This window comes from Dyadobacter arcticus, assembly GCF_011762185.1.
Classification (GTDB): Bacteria; Bacteroidota; Bacteroidia; order Cytophagales; family Spirosomataceae; genus Dyadobacter; species Dyadobacter arcticus.
Genome location: NZ_JAASQJ010000002.1, coordinates 1300603 through 1319537, shown reverse-complemented (window position 1 = coordinate 1319537; position 18935 = coordinate 1300603). Strand labels below are relative to the sequence as shown.

Annotated in this window: 13 protein-coding genes; 6 read left to right on the top strand and 7 right to left on the bottom strand. The window is 45.0% G+C overall.

Annotation, left to right across the window (positions count from 1 at the left end; translation table 11 throughout):
* Positions 1–23 precede the first annotated feature (23 nt).
* Positions 24–1022, bottom strand: coding sequence for a tRNA (adenosine(37)-N6)-threonylcarbamoyltransferase complex transferase subunit TsaD (gene tsaD / locus FHS68_RS13425; RefSeq protein WP_167270796.1), 999 nt, complete (start codon positions 1020–1022; stop codon positions 24–26).
* Between the two features lie 69 nt (positions 1023–1091).
* Here tsaD and FHS68_RS13420 point away from each other — a divergent pair, with 69 nt between their 5' ends.
* On the top strand, positions 1092–5687 hold the full coding sequence (locus FHS68_RS13420) for a translocation/assembly module TamB domain-containing protein (RefSeq protein WP_167270794.1): 4596 nt from the start codon (positions 1092–1094) through the stop codon (positions 5685–5687).
* Here the strand turns inward: FHS68_RS13420 and FHS68_RS13415 are convergent.
* Positions 5677–6204 (bottom strand): acyl-CoA thioesterase, encoded by a 528-nt coding sequence (locus tag FHS68_RS13415; RefSeq protein ID WP_167270792.1) that lies wholly within the window; start codon positions 6202–6204, stop codon positions 5677–5679. The two genes, FHS68_RS13420 and FHS68_RS13415, sit on opposite strands and share 11 nt — an antisense overlap.
* A gap of 22 nt (positions 6205–6226) precedes the next feature.
* Complete coding sequence (locus FHS68_RS13410) at positions 6227–6619, bottom strand: hypothetical protein (protein WP_167270791.1); 393 nt, start codon at positions 6617–6619, stop codon at positions 6227–6229.
* A 211-nt stretch (positions 6620–6830) separates the two neighbouring features.
* On the opposite strand from FHS68_RS13410, the gene FHS68_RS13405 reads away from it, so the two are divergent.
* From FHS68_RS13405 to pafA (FHS68_RS13395), 3 genes are all read left to right on the top strand, one after another.
* Positions 6831–9614, top strand: coding sequence for a M16 family metallopeptidase (locus FHS68_RS13405; protein ID WP_374757510.1), 2784 nt, complete (start codon positions 6831–6833; stop codon positions 9612–9614).
* 126 nt (positions 9615–9740) lie between these two features.
* Positions 9741–11405, top strand: coding sequence for an alkaline phosphatase PafA (pafA, locus tag FHS68_RS13400; protein ID WP_167270968.1), 1665 nt, complete (start codon positions 9741–9743; stop codon positions 11403–11405).
* 13 nt (positions 11406–11418) lie between these two features.
* Positions 11419–13071: an alkaline phosphatase PafA gene (pafA, locus tag FHS68_RS13395; RefSeq protein WP_374757509.1), complete on the top strand. Its 1653-nt coding sequence runs from the start codon at positions 11419–11421 to the stop codon at positions 13069–13071.
* Between the two features lie 25 nt (positions 13072–13096).
* Here the strand turns inward: pafA (FHS68_RS13395) and FHS68_RS13390 are convergent, their stop codons facing one another.
* The 3 genes from FHS68_RS13390 to FHS68_RS13380 form a co-directional block, all read right to left on the bottom strand.
* Positions 13097–13531, bottom strand: a complete 435-nt coding sequence (locus tag FHS68_RS13390) for an NfeD family protein (protein ID WP_167270787.1) — start codon at positions 13529–13531, stop codon at positions 13097–13099.
* Position 13532: 1 nt separating this feature from the next.
* On the bottom strand, positions 13533–14447 hold the full coding sequence (locus FHS68_RS13385) for an SPFH domain-containing protein (RefSeq protein WP_167270785.1): 915 nt from the start codon (positions 14445–14447) through the stop codon (positions 13533–13535).
* Between the two features lie 124 nt (positions 14448–14571).
* Positions 14572–15738 (bottom strand): acyl-CoA dehydrogenase family protein, encoded by a 1167-nt coding sequence (locus FHS68_RS13380; protein ID WP_167270783.1) that lies wholly within the window; start codon positions 15736–15738, stop codon positions 14572–14574.
* A 213-nt stretch (positions 15739–15951) separates the two neighbouring features.
* Here FHS68_RS13380 and FHS68_RS13375 point away from each other — a divergent pair, with 213 nt between their 5' ends.
* Both FHS68_RS13375 and FHS68_RS13370 read left to right on the top strand, forming a co-directional pair.
* Positions 15952–17268, top strand: a complete 1317-nt coding sequence (locus tag FHS68_RS13375) for a UDP-glucose dehydrogenase family protein (protein WP_167270781.1) — start codon at positions 15952–15954, stop codon at positions 17266–17268.
* A 37-nt stretch (positions 17269–17305) separates the two neighbouring features.
* Entirely contained in the window at positions 17306–18298 is a 993-nt protein-coding gene (locus FHS68_RS13370) for a UDP-glucuronic acid decarboxylase family protein (RefSeq protein ID WP_167270779.1), read from the top strand.
* A 57-nt stretch (positions 18299–18355) separates the two neighbouring features.
* Here FHS68_RS13370 and frr read toward each other — a convergent pair whose 3' ends face one another.
* Positions 18356–18916 (bottom strand): ribosome recycling factor, encoded by a 561-nt coding sequence (gene frr, locus FHS68_RS13365; RefSeq protein WP_167270777.1) that lies wholly within the window; start codon positions 18914–18916, stop codon positions 18356–18358.
* Positions 18917–18935 lie beyond the last annotated feature (19 nt).

Below are 18935 nucleotides of genomic sequence, written 5' to 3'. Positions count from 1 at the left end.
ATATCGGCGGTCAGATACTTATGTTAAAACTCCATTCTTGCCATCGGACTGACAGTCTGATCGCAAAAATCATTTTGAAGAAATTTGTAATGTGCTGCAATGGCGATCATGGCCGCATTATCTGTACAATATTCAAAAGCAGGAATGTACACGTGCCAATCCAGTTTTTCACCCAACTCTTTGATAGATCTCCGCAATCCAGAGTTTGCGGAAACGCCGCCTGCAATTGCAATTTCTCTGATACCTATTTCTCTGGCCGCTTTTTTCAGTTTTTTGAGCAGGATATCAATGAGGGTATATTGAATGCTCGCACATATATCGTCCAGATTTTGAGCAACAAATTCAGGCTCCAGTTGCACTTGCTTTTGAAGAAAATATAAAAAGGAAGTCTTAATCCCGCTGAAAGAAAAATCCAGTCCGGGCATTTCGGGTAAGGGAAACGGGTAGGCAAGCGGGTTACCATTTGCCGCGTGTCTATCAATAAGTGGCCCGCCGGGGTAAGGTAAGTCCAAAAGCTTGGCTGTTTTGTCAAATGCTTCACCCACAGCATCATCCTTGGTTTCGCCGATTATTTCCATTTCTAATGGCCCGCTAACCTTCACGATTTGGGTATGTCCGCCACTGACGGTTAGGCAAAGGAAAGGGAACGCTGGTTTGGGGTCATCGATGAAGTGCGCGAGGACGTGGGCCTGCATATGATTGATCTCAATCAACGGAATATTCAACCCAAGCGCCATTGATTTTGCAAACGATGTACCCACCAGTAACGCACCCAATAAACCCGGCCCTCTAGTGAAAGCAATGGCATCCAGGTCTTTTTTCGCTACTTTTGCATCATTCAATGCTTTATCCACAACTGGTAAAATATGTTGCTGGTGAGCGCGCGATGCAAGTTCAGGAACGACGCCTCCGTACTGGGCGTGGATGAGCTGAGTAGCAACAACATTAGAGCCGATTTTGCCGTTTGTAATTACGGCTGCGGAGGTTTCGTCACAAGAAGATTCAATGGCGAGAATGTTCATACTACTGAATGATTTCGCAAAATTAAGCATTAACAATAAGATAAGCAGTATCCCCCTGCGAAGCTATATATGTTAAAATTCCTGAAGGCGTTTGGCAATGGTCTGGTTGTAGTCATCATCTTTGCGCTCCTGGCGCTTGGAATTGCCACCATCGCGCTTCAGCTTCCATCCGTTCAAACCTGGGCAGTTCAAAAGGCCACTTCCTCCGTTTCAGAAAAACTTGGTTATCCAATCACCATTCAAAAAGTCAATATTAAATGGTTTGATGTCGTATCCCTCGAAGGTATTTCTGTAAAAGATATCAGCCAGAAGGATATGATCGATGTGGGCAGGATTGATGTGAATCTTAATGTTAAAAACATCATCGAAAACTCTGCAAAGGAAATTTATCTGGATGAGGTCAATGTTTTTCAGCCTAATGTTAAGCTATCCATCATTCCAAAATCGGGCGATCTGAATATTGATGGATTTATAGCGCGCATCAATGAATTAACTGCTCCAAAAGTGCGCCGCCCTGCAAATGCTCCCGAAAATAATACCCCTTTTGTTATTGGTAAATCAAAGGTCATCGACGGAACATTCAGTTATGATGATCCGCGCAAATCGAGGGATAGGGGTGCAAGGGTTTTCGATTACTATCATTTCAAACTGGATCACCTTAATGGGGACTTGAAAAACTTTCTGGTTCAGGGAGATACCATTTCTTTTTTGGCTAAAAACCTAAAAACCGTCGACAGGCAAACCGGCCTGGAAATGCATGAGCTCGAAACGCGGTTTTTATTCTGTCAGAAAAAGATGGAATTAAAGGAGCTGGATGCCCGGATAGGTCATTCCCGCCTGAAAGAAGAGGTTATTTTATACTATAACCGATCCGGAGAACTGGGGGATTTTAATCACAAGATCCAAATGAAAGGCCATTTAGTTGGAAGTCATATCGATTCCAGAGACCTGGGTTTGTTTTCCAGCTACGTCGACAACCTTCACGAAACCTGGAAGATATCAGGGGACTTCAATGGAAAGGTTGACGATTTTATGATAACCAATACGGATCTTTATTTTGGTAAAGGAAGCAGGCTGGTCGGTGATTTGGGATTTAAAGGGCTCCCTGACATTGAGGGTGTGCAAATGGACATCCGGCTTTCGCTTTCCAAAATCCAACCAGCCGACATTGTGCAGTACTATCCCGAGTGGGATATGCATCCTACATTGGCAAAATTCGGTCAGACCCTGATTGATGGCACATATAAAGGAACATTAGAAGATTTTGCGGTCAATGCCTCTGCTTCGTCACAAATGGGGGAACTGGCGGGTGACTTGGTTTTCCATATTGCGGATCCAAAAACCACTACATATTCTGGTGAAGTAAAAACATCAGGATTTGAACTCGGTAAGATCCTGGATGAGGAAGAAACTTGGCAAAAACTTGATTTTGACGGAAAGATCTATGGAAAAGGGCTGGAACTGCAATTTGCATCTACGGATCTGAATGCGACGGTAGGAAGGGTAGGGTTTCGAAATTATGATTATCGCAACATAAAATTAAAAGGCAATTTGCAGAATCAGTATTTCAATGGGTATGTCAGCGCGAGGGATAGCAATTTTGTAGTCAGTGTGGAAGGGGAATTTGACCTTTCAAAACCTCAGAATGCATTTAATTTACAGGGACTTATCGAGAAAGCTAACCTGAAAGAGCTGGGCTTTACGAGAGACCAGATCACATTGCGGACCCAATTGAATGTGAATGTGTCCGGAAATACATTGGACGAGCTCACTGGCGATGCAAAGTTGCTCAACACTTATTTGTTGATGACCAATAAGGAGCGCAACCTGGTGATTGATACGTTGGTTTTTTCTTCCCGCCAGGAACCGGATAGGCGTATTCTGCAATTGAAAAGTGAATTCTTGACCGCAAGGGCGGTGGGGAATTTTCTTCCGACACAAGCCTGGAAGGATGTTAGCCAGGTAATTGAAGAATATAAGCTCTACTTCCTTGAGAATGAAGCAAACCGTGCTGCATACTACGCCAAAAAGACCATTCAGCCTGAGAAAAAACAATACCAGATTGATTATCAGTTGGAAACAAGGAATCTTTCGCGGTTTCTGGCATTTCTCAGCCCTGATATTTATGTTTCAAAGGGCGCAAAAGCGGAAGGCATCTTTAAAATAGATAATACCGCCGTTCTCACACTGAACGTGATTTCGGATACGCTTCGTTATGGTACGAACCAATTTTTCAAGTCCGAGATCGATATCACCACTTCCAAATTTGTCAACAGCGCTGAGGTACTTGCCTCCGCATTGGTTACTTCCGAACAGCAAAAAATGAGTGTGCTGGTACCAACTGAAAAATTGGAAATGGAAGGAATCTGGGACATTGACCACATTGATTTTAATGGGGCTATTCATCAGGAAAAGAGTACCAACCGGGCAAATCTGGCTGGTGAAATTCGCTTTTTGCCAGCTGGGCTCGATATTGGTTTCAAAAACTCAAAAATGTACTTGCTGGATGAGGAATGGACGGTACCTTCTGAAAGTCTGATTTCTATTGAAGGCAAGAACGTTACCATGTCCAATCTGGGGCTGGTAAGTGGCAAGCAAAGAATATTCCTCAGTGGAACAGCTTCCGAGAATCCTGAAAAAAGCCTGCTGCTGGATATCAGAAACTTCAAATTGGGTAGCTTAAACCCGGTTTTTACTACGCAGCTGAGCGGTATCATGGATGGTACGGCGCGTGTAAAAGATGTTTACAACAGTGTGGTACTGGATGCGAGTTTTAATGTCGAAAGTTTAGGATATGCGACATATGAATTTGGAAACCTATCCGGAAGTGCAGACTGGGATCAGGTAAGGAGCGAACTGGAAATTGACGCGCAGCTAAGCAAAAATGCGAGACGGGTATTCAATTTGGTTGGTTCCTATCGTCCAAAACAGACTGCCAATACTTTAAATCTCAAAGCCATTTTCAACCAGATCGATTTCAAGGCACTTGAACCATTTGCGGAAGGGTTAATCTCCGAAGTCGGCGGAAAAGCGCAGGGTACTGTATTGATTAAAGGGCTGGTAAACGCTCCGATACTGGAAGGTTCGATCATGGTGGACAAGGGGCGAATGAGATTTGACTATCTGCAATCGGTTTTTACATTCAGCGACAAAATCAATTTTACAGAAAGTGAGATTACTGTAAATAACATTCTATTGACCGATGCGGACGGAAATACAGCTGCATTGCGTGGAGGGGTATTTCATGATGGTTTTAAATATTTTTCTCTCGGGTTTAATGCAGATCTGCGCAACTTTAAAATACTAAATACCACCACCCGTGACAATACCATGTTTTACGGTACCGCTTATGTGTCCGGCCCAGTTGCTGTTTTCGGTCCGATCGACAATCTGAACATTGAGGCGAATGTTACCAGTAATAAGGGTACCAAGATATATATTCCTCTGGACGGCGCGACGGAAGTGGCGACCCAGGATTACATTCAGTTTGTAAGCAAAATGCCGGTCGTCGACAGTACATTGATTAATCCGGCCGACTCAGCGAGCAGAAGCCAGGTGGCGGGAGGTATCAAAATGGATTTTAATTTCAACCTCACTCCCGATGCGACTTGTGAGATTATTTTTGACAGACAAACCGGAGATATTATCAGAGGTAACGGTACCGGCCGCCTGAACCTGAATATTGATACGCAGGGTGATTTTACAATGGCGGGAACCTACGAAATTGAGCGAGGGGAATACAACTTTACATTGCAGAATGTCATTAACAAAAAATTCAACATCAAACCCGGCAGCCGCATTGTTTGGTCGGGTGACCCATATGATGCGCAGCTTGATGTGAAGGCGGGGTATACGCAAATGGTTTCACTGGCGGGCGTTTTGCCCAATACTTCCACTTCCGGTTCAGGCAATGACGCGTTATCCAGGCGATATCCCGTGGAGGTAACAATCGGTTTGTCCGAAGGCCTGATGGCGCCTGTGATTCGTTATGACCTCAAAATTATTGATAATCCTTCATTAAGTGCTTACCGAGGCCAATTGGAGGCTTTTCAGAATAAGCTAAAATCGGATGAACAGGAATTAAGCAGGCAGGTGAGCAGTTTGCTGGTCGTGAATCAATTGCTGCCCGAAAGTAGTTTGGCGACGGTTGGAAGTCAGAATTTCCTGGGCAGCAGCATTAGCGAGCTCGTTTCCAACCAGATAAGCCGTTGGGCCTCGGGTATTAATGAGAGTCTTGAAGTGGGCGTTTCCGGTCTTTCTTTGGATCAGAATGCATTGAATAACCTGCAATTGCGATTTTCCTACCGTTTCCTTAATGATCGTTTTCGTGTAACGCGAGATGGTCGTTTTTCGTCAGGGACCCAGAACCAGACGGGCGCCACAGCTTACAATGCTGCTAGCTTACTTGGCGAATGGACTTTGGAATATTGGTTAAACAGCCGCGGTTCTGTGAAAGTGAAGGCTTATAATCGCAATATCCAGAACTCGTTGTATCCGACTACATTCACAACGGGCGGGGTAAGTATGCAGTTTACGCACAGCTTCAACCGGTTTATGCCCATGCCAAAACCTGTCGTCAAAATTCCCTATATCATTCCAAATGATTCAACCCGCCAGGATACGACAGGCAAGAAGATGATCTCAGAGAAAGATCCTACGCGTTAGAGCCAGTCGATAGGGCATATTTAATAGTGTGGATCCTATCGTTGAACTGCATGTTGGGAAAATCTAAACCTGGCACACAAGTAGCTCCCAGATAATCCATTACCTCCTTCGGGTGCGGCACTCTCTTACCATTGACGATACTGATATGCTTGGAAGTTGTCCAGAGCATTGTTTTTAATTCTGTCCTGAGATCGTTCGTCATGAAATACTCCGTAACCATGGTATCGTCATTATAAAAAATCACCCTCGAGGTAATCCTCACCCATTCGCTGATCAGCGCGGGCCTGACGTAAGCGATTTGGTGCTGGTAAACGACCCAGCTGGTTTTCAATTCCCGAAACATGGCCTCGAAACTAAAACCGTACAATTTGGAGACCTGGTCCTCGCGGGCATTGAAGAAATATTCGAAATATTTGCTGTTATTCAAATGCATCAGCGGATCACAATCCTGGAAGCGGATGATCACCCTCGACTCTGCCTCGACAGGCATATCGGATAAGTTGGCAGTAAAAAGCATGGTCTTAGGTTTGATTGGAGCGTTATTCTCCCCGGTACCTTACGGCAAGTCCGCTGAGCATATACCCTTCTTTTTTGACACTGGTGTAATACTTGTACTTAACATTAATCAGCGCATCGGCCCCGATCTTCTGTGCTTTGATCACAAGCCTGGCGGTTAACAACTCCTTGGTTTTGGCATCATTTCCCCTGTACATCATGCGTTTATCCTGCGTTTGTCTTTCAGTAAGCGAATCTTCACTGCTAATCTCAATTACACCGATTTCGGAATAAGGCCGTTCGAGCAGCTGATTTTCGTAAAGTACTTCAATGGGATATTTGGTATTGGTAGAAATTGGGATACCTCCTGAACAGTTCCAAAGCAATGCAGAAAGTAAAAGGGTAAATACGCGGGCGAAAAAGCGAACTGGTGTCATTGATTCAATTATGATATTTTAAAACGGGGCTTCCAGCAAAATCTAAGGCTTGCAAGCGGAATAAAGATAGCTTGTTTGAACCATTACATACCAAAATGCCCGTCTGTTGCAGGCAGTTTTGTTGACCATTTATCATGAAGTAATTGGTAAATGGGATATTGTGCGCTATTTTCAAGAATTAGAATCTAAAATAATCCACTTGATTATGGTCATGAAATTTAACAAGTCGAAGCTATTCAACCTGCTGTTGGCTGGGCTGATCGTCGGTCCTGCGATGGCGCAGTTGCCAAAGGGGGTTACAAAAGTCGCTTCCGTGGAAGGTATAACGGAGTATAACCTGGAAAATGGCCTGAAAGTGCTTATGTTTCCCGATCCGTCCAAGCCTACCATCACCGTGAATATGACTTACCTGGTAGGTTCACGCCATGAAGGATATGGAGAAACAGGCATGGCGCATTTGCTTGAACACCTTGTATTTAAAGGCTCTCCAAAGCATAAAGACATTCCCCAGGAGCTGACTTCGCATGGCGCGCGCCCGAACGGTTCAACCGGGAACGACCGCACCAATTATTTCGAGACGTTTACGGCGACTGAAGAAAACCTCAAATGGGCTTTAGACCTGGAATCGGACCGGATGGTGAATTCATTCATTGCCAAAAAAGACCTTGACAGTGAATTCAGTGTGGTGCGGAATGAATTTGAATCGGGAGAGAACAGCCCGTTCCGGGTGTTGATGCAACGTGTGATTTCGGGCGCCTATCTATGGCATAACTACGGAAAATCGACCATTGGAAACCGCTCTGACATTGAAAAGGTACCCATCGAGAATTTACAAGCTTTTTATAAGAGATTTTACCAGCCTGACAATGCAGTGCTAACTGTTGCAGGGAAAATTGATGAGGCCAAGACACTGGCGATGGTCAATGAATATTTTAGTAAAATCCCGAAACCAACCCGGATACTCCCCAAATCGTACACCTCTGAGCCAACTCAGGATGGGGAACGCTTTGTTGAACTGAAAAGAACAGGCGACGTACAAATGCTGATTGCATTGTACCATATTATGCCGGGCTCGCACGCCGATTATCCAGCTATGGAAGTACTGACAGAGTTATTATCCACTGAGCCAAACGGACGACTTTATAAAAATCTGGTAAATACTAAAAAGGCGTCATCCATCTTCGGATTTCCTTTTCAATTATATGATCCTGGATTTGTTTTGTTTGGTGCTGAGGTATTAAAAGAGAAATCGCTGGACGAAGCCAAGCAGGCATTTGCAGCTACACTCGATTCGGCTGCTGTACTAAAACCGTCTGCTGAGGATGTAGAAAGGGCAAAAACAACGATCCTGAAAAACTGGGACCTGGAATTTCGCAATGCGGAAAGGGTAGGGTTAAGCGTCAGCGAATCCATTGCAACGGGTGACTGGCGTCTTGCTTTTCTTTTCAGGGACAACGTTCGCAAGGTAACTCCGGAGGATGTTTTTCGGGTAGCACAATATTATTTTAAGCCTTCAAACAGGACATTAGGAACGTTTGTGCCAGAAGCTAACCCCTCACGCGCCGAAATTCCGGAGGCGCCCAATGTGCAGGATCTGGTGAAAGATTACAAAGGAGAAGCGGTTGTAGCAGAAGGTGAGGCTTTTGACCCTTCCCCAATGAATGTGGAAGGCCGGACTACCCGCATTGAAAAGCCAAATACGATTGAAACAGCATTGCTGCCCAAAACAACGAGAGGTAATGTAGTTGCGGCCAAGATAACATTGCGTTATGGGGATGAAAAAAGCCTGATGAACAAAGCGACAATCTCTGATCTGACTGGCTCTATGCTGGACAAAGGCACAAAAACAAAGACGCGCCAGCAGGTAAAAGATGAATTTGACAAATTAAAGGCAAGAGTAAGTTTCTTCGGTGCAAATAATCAGGCAGGTGCCAACATTGAAACGACAAAGGAAAATCTGCCAGCAGTTATCAAGCTGGTTGCAGAAGTGCTGAAAACACCTGCATTTGATGAAAGTGAATTTGAAAAACTAAAACAGGAAGAACTGGCTGGCATCGAGTCGCAGCGAAGTGAGCCTCAGGCGATTGCTTTCAACGAATATCGTCGGATTACAACGCCGTATCCAAAAAGCGATATCCGCTATGTAGGCACATTTGATGAAGATGTTGAAAGTGTAAAAGCCGCGACCATTGATCAGATCAGGCAGTTTCATAAAGATTTTTATGGTGCTAATGCTGCTTCGGCAACGGTTGTCGGAGACTTTGATAAGGCGTCAATCGAAAAGCTTTTGAATGACGAATTTGGTAGCTGGAAAAGTGAGAAGCCGTTTACCAGGATAGCCTCTCCTTACATTGCTGTTAAGCCGGAAACAAAGGCGTTGGAAACACCAGATAAAGCCAATGCGATGTTTGTAGCTGGTTTGGGTATGCCTTTGCAGGACACTGACGCTGATTATCCTGCATTGATCATGGGCAACTACATGCTGGGCGGGGGCTTCTTAAATTCACGTTTGGCGACGCGCATTCGTCAAAAAGAGGGATTGAGTTATGGAGTTGGATCGCAATTCTCGGCGAGCTCGCTGGATAAAAGCGGAACATTTATGTCTTACGCGATTTACGCGCCGCAGAATGCTGAGAAGCTGGAAGCTGCATTTAAAGAGGAAATCGATAAGGCATTGAAAGAGGGTTTCACTGCCGAGGAATTGAAAGCTGCCAAATCGGGATACCTGCAATCCAGGCAGGTTGGACGTTCGCAGGATGCATCGCTGGCCAATACTTTGACCAATAACCTTTATCTCAACCGCACCATGCAGTGGGATGCTGATTTTGAAAAGAAAATTGAAGCACTTACCCCGGAACAGATCAAGGCGGCATTTAATAAGCACATTGATTACAATAAACTGGTGATCATCAAGGCTGGGGATTTTGCAAAAGCGAAGAAAGGCGCTCCTGCCGAAGGTGCTCCCGCCCAAATAGGAGGTAGTCAGAAAAAATAAAGTTTAGGTAAACTCAAAATGGAAAACCGGTTGCAAATTGCAGACCGGTTTTCTGCTTTAACAACAGGACATCTATATATTTGCCGGTATCCCAACGCAAACCTTAACCACTCCATACTTCGTCTGATGAAACTGCTATACCTGCGATTAATATTTGCAATACTTCTTGTCAGTCCAATAGCCTACGCCCAAACCAAGAATAAACCCGCGGCCGCCCCTTCCAAACTCGCGAGGCCCAAATTGGTGGTAGGAATCGTCGTTGATCAGATGCGGTACGACTACCTATACCGTTATTACGACAAATACAAAGAAGGTGGATTGAAGCGGTTGATGAATGATGGGTTTAATTGCCGCAATAATCATTATCATTATGCATTAACTGTCACAGCAGCAGGCCATTCCGCGATTTATACTGGTTCGCTCCCAGCCATTAACGGGATAATCGGCAATGAATGGTACGACAATGCAACTGCCAAAACCGTGTATTGCACGGATGATAACAGCGTGGCAACTGTTGGAAGTGATAATGTGACCGTTGGGAAAATGTCCCCAAAAAATTTGCTGGTGAGTACCGTGACCGATCAACTCAGGATTGCGACTAATTTTCGCTCCAAAACAGTTGGCGTGGCGATTAAAGACCGGGCATCGATTTTACCAGCCGGACATGCTGCTTCCGGGGCTTATTGGTTCGATTCCAAAACAGGAAATTTTGTGACCAGTACATTTTATATGGAGTCATTGCCAACCTGGGTTTCTGATTATAACAATAAGAAGATGCCTGCCGAGTATATGCGTCGCGGATGGAATGCGGCTTTGCCTTTGGAACAATACACACAAAGTACAAAGGACGATGTAGTTTGGGAAGGAACATTATCAGGAGCTGCAAAGCCTGTTTTCCCGCATGAACTGATTGGGACAGCATCCGACGCATTCGGCGTAATGACCACGTCTCCGTGGGGAAACACTATGACCAAGGAGATGGCGATCGCTGCAATTAAAGGCGAAAATATGGGTAAGGGTGCGGATACAGATTTTTTGGCGGTTAGCTTCTCGTCGCCTGACCGCATTGGACATATGTTTGGGCCGAATTCCATTGAACAGGAAGACAATTATCTAAAACTGGATGCAGATTTTGCTGATTTGCTCACCTTTTTGGATGGCTGGGCGGGAAAAGGAAATTATACCGTTTTTCTTACAGCAGATCACGGAGCTATGGATGTTCCGGCTTTTTGGCAGGACCACAAATTACCCGCTGGCCTAATGAGCGCGACGGAACTGACCCGGACCGCTGTGAAAGCGCTTAATGAAGCATATGGTGAGGCAGAATATATTTCAGCGGTTGAGAACTATCAGATCTATTTTAACAAAGCATCACTAAAAGAAAAGAAGGTAAGTGTCGCGGATGCATATCAGGTGGTTCGTGAAGCATTGCTTCCCATGGACGGGGTTGCTGATGTGTTCAACTTGAAGAATATGAGTAAAGCTGCATTGACTACTTATCAATTGGAATTATACAAAAACAATGTCCACGCTCAAAGAAGTGGTGATTTACAGATCGTTGTACAACCCGGTTGGTTCGCAGCAACATATAAAACGGGTACTGACCATGGAACTCCTTACAATTACGATACACATGTTCCTTTCCTGCTTTACGGCTGGGGGGTCAATAAGGGTGAAACTCTACGCCGCACCAGCATTGCGGATATTGCACCAACCATTTCTGCGCTCTTGCATATTCTTCCGCCAAGCGGCAATGTTGGAAACCCTGTTGAGGAGGCATTAAAAAAATAAAAAACCCTTACACGTGAAAAAAATAATATTCTTCCTATCCCTGATTGTTTCCTATACAATCAATGCGCAGACCACCAAAAAGGCTGTTTCCAATCCTTCCACATTATCCCATCCGAAACTGGTAGTCGGCATTGTCGTCGACCAGATGCGGTATGATTATCTGTACCGCTATTATGATCTTTATACGGAAGGCGGTTTTAAACGCATGATGAATGAAGGGTTCAATTGCAGGAATAACCATTATCCCTATGCTTTAACGGTCACTGGTCCCGGACACGCTTCGGTTTATACCGGCTCGGTCCCCGCGATTAATGGAATTGTCGGAAACGAATGGTTTGACCGGGCTTCAAAAAAAGAAATTTATTGCGCAGAAGACAGTACTGTTAAAACCGTAGGCAGCGATAATGCCATGGTTGGAAAAATGTCACCCAGAAATATGCTGACCAGCACAGTGGCAGACCAATTGCGGATTGCAACAAATTTCAGATCAAAAACAATTGGAATTGCGATCAAGGACAGAGGATCCATTTTGACCGTTGGCCACTCAGCAAATGCAGCTTATTGGTTTGATTCCAAAACCGGGAATTGGGTTACCAGTACCTATTATATGAATGACCTGCCCCAATGGGCGAAGGATTATAATGCCAAGAAGATGCCTTCGGCTTATCTCGCAAAAGGCTGGCAACTGCTATTACCTGCAGACAAATATTCGCAAAGTTCTCCGGACGACGTGGCCTGGGAAGGGATACTTTCGGGTGCAAAGAAACCGGTGTTTCCTTATGAACTCGCAGGTACCGCGGGTGATCCGTTTGGTGTTGTGACTGACACTCCCTGGGGTAACACGATAACAAAGGAAATGGCAATTGAAGCGATCAAAGGGGAAAATATGGGAAAAGGCAAGGAGACCGATTTTCTGGCAATCAGTTTTTCTTCACCCGACAGGATAGGACACCGTGTTGGCCCAAATGCAATTGAGCAGCAGGATGATTTTCTTCGGCTCGATCGGGATTTTGCTGATTTGTTCAATTTCCTGGATAGCTGGGTGGGGAAAGGAGAATATACTGTTTTTTTGACGGCCGATCATGGTGTAATGGATGTACCTGGATTTGCAAAAGAGCACAAGCTGGCAGCAGGCTTAATTAGCGGGAGGCAGCTCAATGCAGCAATTGTCGGCGCATTGGATGAATCGTTTGGAAAAGATAAATACATCCTCAGCACCAGCAATAACCAGCTGTACCTTGATCATGAGATCCTGAAAAAGAAAAAGATGTCAGTAGCCTCTGTCACCGACGTGGTAAGGGAAGTTGCATTGACTGTGCCCGGAATAGCAGATGTGCTGGACCTTACCGACATGGGTAATGCTTCTTTAAATACTTATCAGCTAGGGTTATACAGAAACAACGTAAATGCCAAACGCAGTGGAGATATCCAGATCCTGTCCCAGCCAGGATGGTTTTACGGGACAGCCACAGGTACCTCTCATGGAACGCCTCATAACTACGATACGCACGTTCCATTCGTAATTTTTGGTTGGGGGATTAAACACGGGGAAACTTTGCGAAGGACTTATGTGTCGGATATTGCGCCGACCATTGCGTCACTTCTGCATATTCTGCCGGGAAGCGGCAATGTTGGGAATGCGGTGGAAGAGGCTTTGAAGAAATAGATTTGGCAAGAAGCCGACAGGATTGTCAGGACTCTTCGACGGTCAGGATGATCCCGTCGGCTTTTGTAATAACAACCTTACTTCCCGCTGAAATAGAATTTTCCTTCAAGGATATGGCCTTCCATTCGGCACCTCGATAGTAAATCTTTCCCTCGCCCTGATTCGGAATATCTTTAATCACCAATGCAGTTTCTCCAATAAACTCGTGGTACTCAGCGCCGGAAGTCCGGCTCAATAGGCTCCTCGCATTCTTTCTCAACACCATCAGGGAAATGAGGGAAATGGCAGAGAAGGCGAGGATCTGGCTTTCTGTGGTGGGTAAAAGCCCCAATGTTGTTAAAAGGGAAGTAAGCAATGCTCCGATGGCAAAAAATATAAAGACTAACATGACGCTGGCCAGTTCCGCCAAAAGCATTATCAATCCGACGATCAGCCATATTTGAGGTAGGGACAAGTCCATGCTATTTCTTCGGTTCGGATTTGATAATAGTTAAAGCCGTCGCAATCAGGGAACCCATATCCGTCAGATTTGCAGGAATAATCAGGGTATTTCCTGCCTTGGCCAGTTTGCCAAATTGCTCCACATAATTTTCTGCCACTTTAAGCTGAACAGCTTCTGCCCCGCCGTCCATTTGGATAGCCTGAGCGACCACCCTGATACTTTCGGCAGTCGCCTCCGCTACCGATCTTAATGCAGCTGCTTCACCCTCAGCCTCATTAATTTGCCTTAAACGCAAACCTTCTGATTCTAATACCGCTTTTTGCTTTTGTCCTTCGGCTACATTGATAGCAGCCTGTTTTTCTCCATCTGATTGCAGGATTACCGCCCGGCGCTCGCGCTCGGCCTGCATTTGTTTTTCCATTGCATTGAGTACGCTTTGGGGAGGGGTAATGTTCTTAATCTCGTAGCGAAGCACTTTTACGCCCCAGCCAATTGCCGCCTCGTCGATGGATTCAACAACCGCCCGGTTGATGGTCATCCTTTCTTCAAAAGTCTTATCAAGGTCCAGTTTCCCAATTTCGCTCCGCATGGTAGTTTGCGCAAGCTGGATTACCGCAAAAGTATAGTCAGCAATACCGTAAGCAGCTTTTTTGGGATCGATTACCTGGATGAAGATAACCCCGTCCATCCTTACCTGCACGTTGTCGCGGGTGATACAGATTTGTTCGGGGATATCAATGGCAGTTTCTTTGAGCGTGTATTTGTATGCAATCCTGTCGAAGAAAGGAATGATGAAATTGATACCTGGCTGCAGCACACCGTAAAATTTGCCGAGCCTTTCCATGATATAGGCGGTTTGCTGGGGAATGACTTTTACGGTCATCAGTATGGTAAAAACAACAAGTACCAGCAGTACCAATAGTGGGGTCGTCATAGCAAGTCGGGTTATGGTATATTACGAATGTAACCATATACTCCCTAGCTTGCAATTCTTCCTTTCTTAACGAGACAGAAATTTGCCTGTCGGTTTTTACGTCGGATGGATGGTTCAGAAAATGTTAATCTTTCAATATTTCCTTTGATATTACCATTTTCTGTATTTCGCTGGTGCCTTCTCCAATGGTGCAAAGCTTGCTGTCACGATAAAATTTTTCTACCGGATAGTCTTTTACAAACCCATATCCCCCAAATATCTGAACGGCTTCATTGGCTACGCGCACAGCCGTTTCTGAAGAATGGTATTTGGCTACAGCGCTCGCTAAGGTCACTTTATGACCTTCATCTTTCAATGCTGCGGCATGGAAAGTAAGTAATGATGATGCCTGAATATCGGTATACATATCGGCCAACTTGAATGCGATTGCTTGGAAATCGCAGATCGCTTTACCAAATTGTTTCCGTTCTTTTGAATAAGCCAGTGCGGCTTCGTATGCGCCCAGAGCCGTTCCCACGCCAAGTGCGGCTATGGATATACGTCCGCCGTCAAGTACTTTCAGGGATTGGATAAATCCATCCCCCACTTCGCCCAGACGCTGGCTGTCCGGAATGCGACAGTCCTGAAATATCAATTCAACGGTCTCCGAGGCGCGCATTCCCAGCTTATCTTCCTTTCTTCCAGAAGTATATCCGGCAGTACCCTGTTTTACGATAAATGCAGTAGCGCCGTGTTTATCCCCCGGCTCACCGGTGCGGGTGATCACCACCGTAACATCGCCGCTCATTCCGTTTGTGATAAAGTTCTTGGAACCGTTGATCACCCAATCATTTCCGTCTTTTACGGCCACCGTGCGCATATTGCCTGCATCCGAACCCGTGTTTGGTTCAGTCAAGCCCCATGCGCCGACAAATTCGCCGTTCGCTAGTTTGGGAAGATACCGGTGTTTTTGGTCATTATTGCCAAACATAGATATATGATTGGTACATAACGAGTTATGTGCAGCCATGGAAAGCCCCACGGAGGGATCTACTTTGGAGAGCTCGACAATTGCCGTAACATATTCTTTATAACCCAATCCTGAACCACCGAATTCTTCGGGTACCAGCATGCCCATGAGACCTAAATCACCCAAACTTCTGAAAAGATTTTTCGGGAATTGTTGTAGTTCGTCCCATGCCCGAATGTTGGGCTTGATGTGAATCGCTGCAAAGTCTTTGACCGTCTCTTTGATCAGATTGCAGGTTTCTTCCCTCTGGGTCTCAGTTAAACTTGAATTTGCTATGTGCATAGTCGTTGATGATTATATTTGTAATTCTCAATGATAAGTAGAATAGAATTCATTCACTAACTGTGAACGAACAAAACAGAATCCATAGCAACGAACATTCGGCTAAAAAAATTACTTTTGCAATCGTCAGTGCTTGAAGGACTTGGTTAAGTGCAATTTTAACTCTCTTGTAAAAAGTTACATAACGTTATATATCATTATTATCACATTTTTATGAAAATCGCAGTTGTAGGAACAGGTTACGTTGGTTTGGTTACCGGGACGTGTTTTGCCGAAACGGGCAACCAGGTAACTTGTGTTGACATTGACGTCAGAAAGGTGGAACGTTTGCAACAAGGCGACATTCCGATTTACGAGCCTGGTCTTGATGTACTTTTTGATCGTAATGTTGCGGAAGGCCGACTGGTTTTTACAACTAATCTCGCCGAGGGAATAAAAGACGCACAGGTTATCTTCCTTGCGCTTCCCACTCCTCCGGGAGAAGATGGTTCTGCTGATTTGAAATATATCCTTAAAGTAGCCGATGATCTGGGTTATATTCTTGAAACCTATGCGGTGATCATTGATAAAAGTACCGTGCCTGTTGGTACTGCCGAAAAAGTGCATAATGCGATTGCTAAAAATGCCAAAGTGGATTTCGATGTCGTTTCTAATCCTGAATTCCTGAGAGAAGGCGTGGCAGTGGAAGATTTTATGAAACCCGATCGCGTGGTTGTAGGTACATCTTCTGAAAAAGCCAAGAAGATGATGGAGAAGCTTTACGCACCGCTTGTAAGACAAGGTAACCCGGTTATTTTCATGGATGAGAGATCCGCTGAAATGACGAAATACGCCGCCAATTCATTCCTTGCCATGAAAATTACTTTCATGAACGAGATCGCAAACCTTTGTGAGAAAGTGGGGGCGAATGTGGATGATATCCGTCGTGGTATTGGAACAGACAGCCGCATTGGTAAGCGTTTCCTTTTTGCCGGTATTGGTTATGGGGGAAGCTGCTTTCCCAAAGATGTTCAGGCCCTTGCCAAGACCTCCAAGGACTATAATTACGATTTCCGTATCCTCGAATCGGTGATGGCAGTTAATTATGACCAGAAGAAAAAGCTTCTTCCAATGGTCAAAAATTATTTTGATGGCGATCTGAAAGGGAAAACCGTTGCTGTTTGGGGATTGGCTTTTAAACCTTATACCGATGACATCCGCGAGGCACCTGCATTGGAAAATATTGAGGCCTTGCTGGAAGCCGGAGCGAAAATTACCGTATATGATCCGGAAGCAATGAATAATGTTAAGGGTATTTTAGGTGACAAAGTTACTTTTTGCCATACGCCTTACGCTGCATTGGATGATGCGGATGCGCTGATGATCTTCACAGAATGGCCGCAGTTCCGCACACCTGAATTTGAGAAAATGGGTAAGTTGCTAAAAAACAAAGTGGTTTTTGATGGTAGAAACCTTTACGAACTGGATCAGATGCGTGAAATGGGTTATACCTATTATAGTATCGGCCGGGAAGTCGTGATTCCTGCATAACGAAACCTAGTATTTACATCTAACCTACCTCATTTTAATGAAACGTGTACTAATAACCGGAGCCGCAGGTTTTCTAGGCTCTCACCTTTGTGAAAGATTTTTAAAGGAAGGTATGTATGTAATCGGGATGGATAATCTCATTACAGGCGATATGCGTAATATCGAACACCTCATGCCCGATCCGAATTTCGAGTTCAATCATCACGACGTTACAAAATTTGTGCACGTCCCGGGGGAACTGGATTACATTTTGCATTTCGCATCACCGGCAAGTCCGATAGATTATCTTAAAATCCCTATCCAGACGCTCAAAGTTGGCGCAATGGGAACGCACAACCTGCTTGGTTTGGCGAGGGTTAAAAAGGCACGTTTTATCATTGCCTCTACTTCGGAGGTCTATGGTGATCCATTGGTGCATCCACAGACCGAAGAATATTGGGGACACGTGAACCCGATCGGGCCAAGAGGTTGCTATGATGAAGCAAAACGTTATCAGGAAGCGATCACAATGGCTTATCACCGTTATCACGAGCTGGAAACGCGGATTGTACGCATATTCAATACTTATGGTCCCAGGATGCGCTTGAATGACGGACGCGTGTTGCCGGCATTTATTGGTCAGGCATTACGGGGGGAGGACATTACCGTGTTTGGCGACGGTTCGCAAACCCGCTCATTCTGTTATGTGGATGATCTGGTTGAGGGTATTTTTCGATTGTTGATGAGCGATTACTCGCTTCCTGTCAACATTGGTAACCCGGGCGAAATTACCATTGGCCAGTTTGCTGAGGAAATTATCAAACTGACCGGAACAACTCAAAAAGTCGTTTACAAACCACTTCCGCAAGACGATCCAAAACAACGCCAGCCAGACATTACCAAAGCGAGGGAAATTCTGGGTTGGGAGCCAAAAGTTTCGCGTGAAGAAGGTTTGCGGATTACTTACGATTACTTCCGCAACCTGCCCACAGAGCGATTGTATGAAGAATCCAATCACCGGGGCTTTGAAGGTTTTAGTGCAACCAAATAATTTAAGTTAAAAAAAAACCCGCGAAAGCGGGTTTTTTGCTGTTAAGGGCTGGAATGTTCAAACTTCCATAATTTCTTTTTCTTTGGCAGAATAGATCTGTTCAACCTTGGATACAAATCCGTCCGTCAGTTTCTGGACGCGGTCTTCGCTTAGTTTTATCAAATCCTCGGCAACACCTTCCTTGGTCAGTTTTCTCAGCGAGTTGTTGGCATCCTGACGAATGTTACGGATATTGATCTTTGCGGTTTCAATTTCATTTTTTGCACGCTTGGCCAGCTCTCTTCTGCGCTCCTCGTTCAACGGAGGGACTGAGATCCGGATCATTTCACCGTCATTGGAAGGAGAAAACCCAAGATTACCATTGCGGATCGCCTTTTCAATATCATTAATAATTTTCCTTTCAAAAGGCTTGATGGCAATCGTTCTTGCATCGGGCGTATTGATCGTCGCCACATTTTGCAGCGGTGTCATTGAACCGTAATAATCAATCTGAAGGCCTTCCAGCATTTGTGGTGATGCTTTCCCGGCGCGGATCTTGCCCAATTCAATAATAAGGTGTTTGATGGCGCCTTCCATAGTGTCCTTGGCGTCTTCCAGATACAATTCTATTTCTTCCATTGGTGTTAAGGTAAAATAT

Excerpts from the sequence above, each read along its gene's own strand:
- tsaD (WP_167270796.1), bottom strand. The coding sequence starts at position 1,022 with ATGAACATTCTCGCCATTGAATCTTCTTGTGACGAAACCTCCGCAGCC.
- FHS68_RS13420 (WP_167270794.1), top strand. The coding sequence starts at position 1,092 with ATGTTAAAATTCCTGAAGGCGTTTGGCAATGGTCTGGTTGTAGTCATC.
- FHS68_RS13415 (WP_167270792.1), bottom strand. The coding sequence starts at position 6,204 with ATGCTTTTTACTGCCAACTTATCCGATATGCCTGTCGAGGCAGAGTCG.
- FHS68_RS13410 (WP_167270791.1), bottom strand. The coding sequence starts at position 6,619 with ATGACACCAGTTCGCTTTTTCGCCCGCGTATTTACCCTTTTACTTTCT.
- FHS68_RS13405 (WP_374757510.1), top strand. The coding sequence starts at position 6,831 with ATGAAATTTAACAAGTCGAAGCTATTCAACCTGCTGTTGGCTGGGCTG.
- pafA (WP_167270968.1), top strand. The coding sequence starts at position 9,741 with ATGAAACTGCTATACCTGCGATTAATATTTGCAATACTTCTTGTCAGT.
- FHS68_RS13390 (WP_167270787.1), bottom strand. The coding sequence starts at position 13,531 with ATGGACTTGTCCCTACCTCAAATATGGCTGATCGTCGGATTGATAATG.
- FHS68_RS13385 (WP_167270785.1), bottom strand. The coding sequence starts at position 14,447 with ATGACGACCCCACTATTGGTACTGCTGGTACTTGTTGTTTTTACCATA.
- FHS68_RS13380 (WP_167270783.1), bottom strand. The coding sequence starts at position 15,738 with ATGCACATAGCAAATTCAAGTTTAACTGAGACCCAGAGGGAAGAAACC.
- FHS68_RS13375 (WP_167270781.1), top strand. The coding sequence starts at position 15,952 with ATGAAAATCGCAGTTGTAGGAACAGGTTACGTTGGTTTGGTTACCGGG.
- FHS68_RS13370 (WP_167270779.1), top strand. The coding sequence starts at position 17,306 with ATGAAACGTGTACTAATAACCGGAGCCGCAGGTTTTCTAGGCTCTCAC.
- frr (WP_167270777.1), bottom strand. The coding sequence starts at position 18,916 with ATGGAAGAAATAGAATTGTATCTGGAAGACGCCAAGGACACTATGGAA.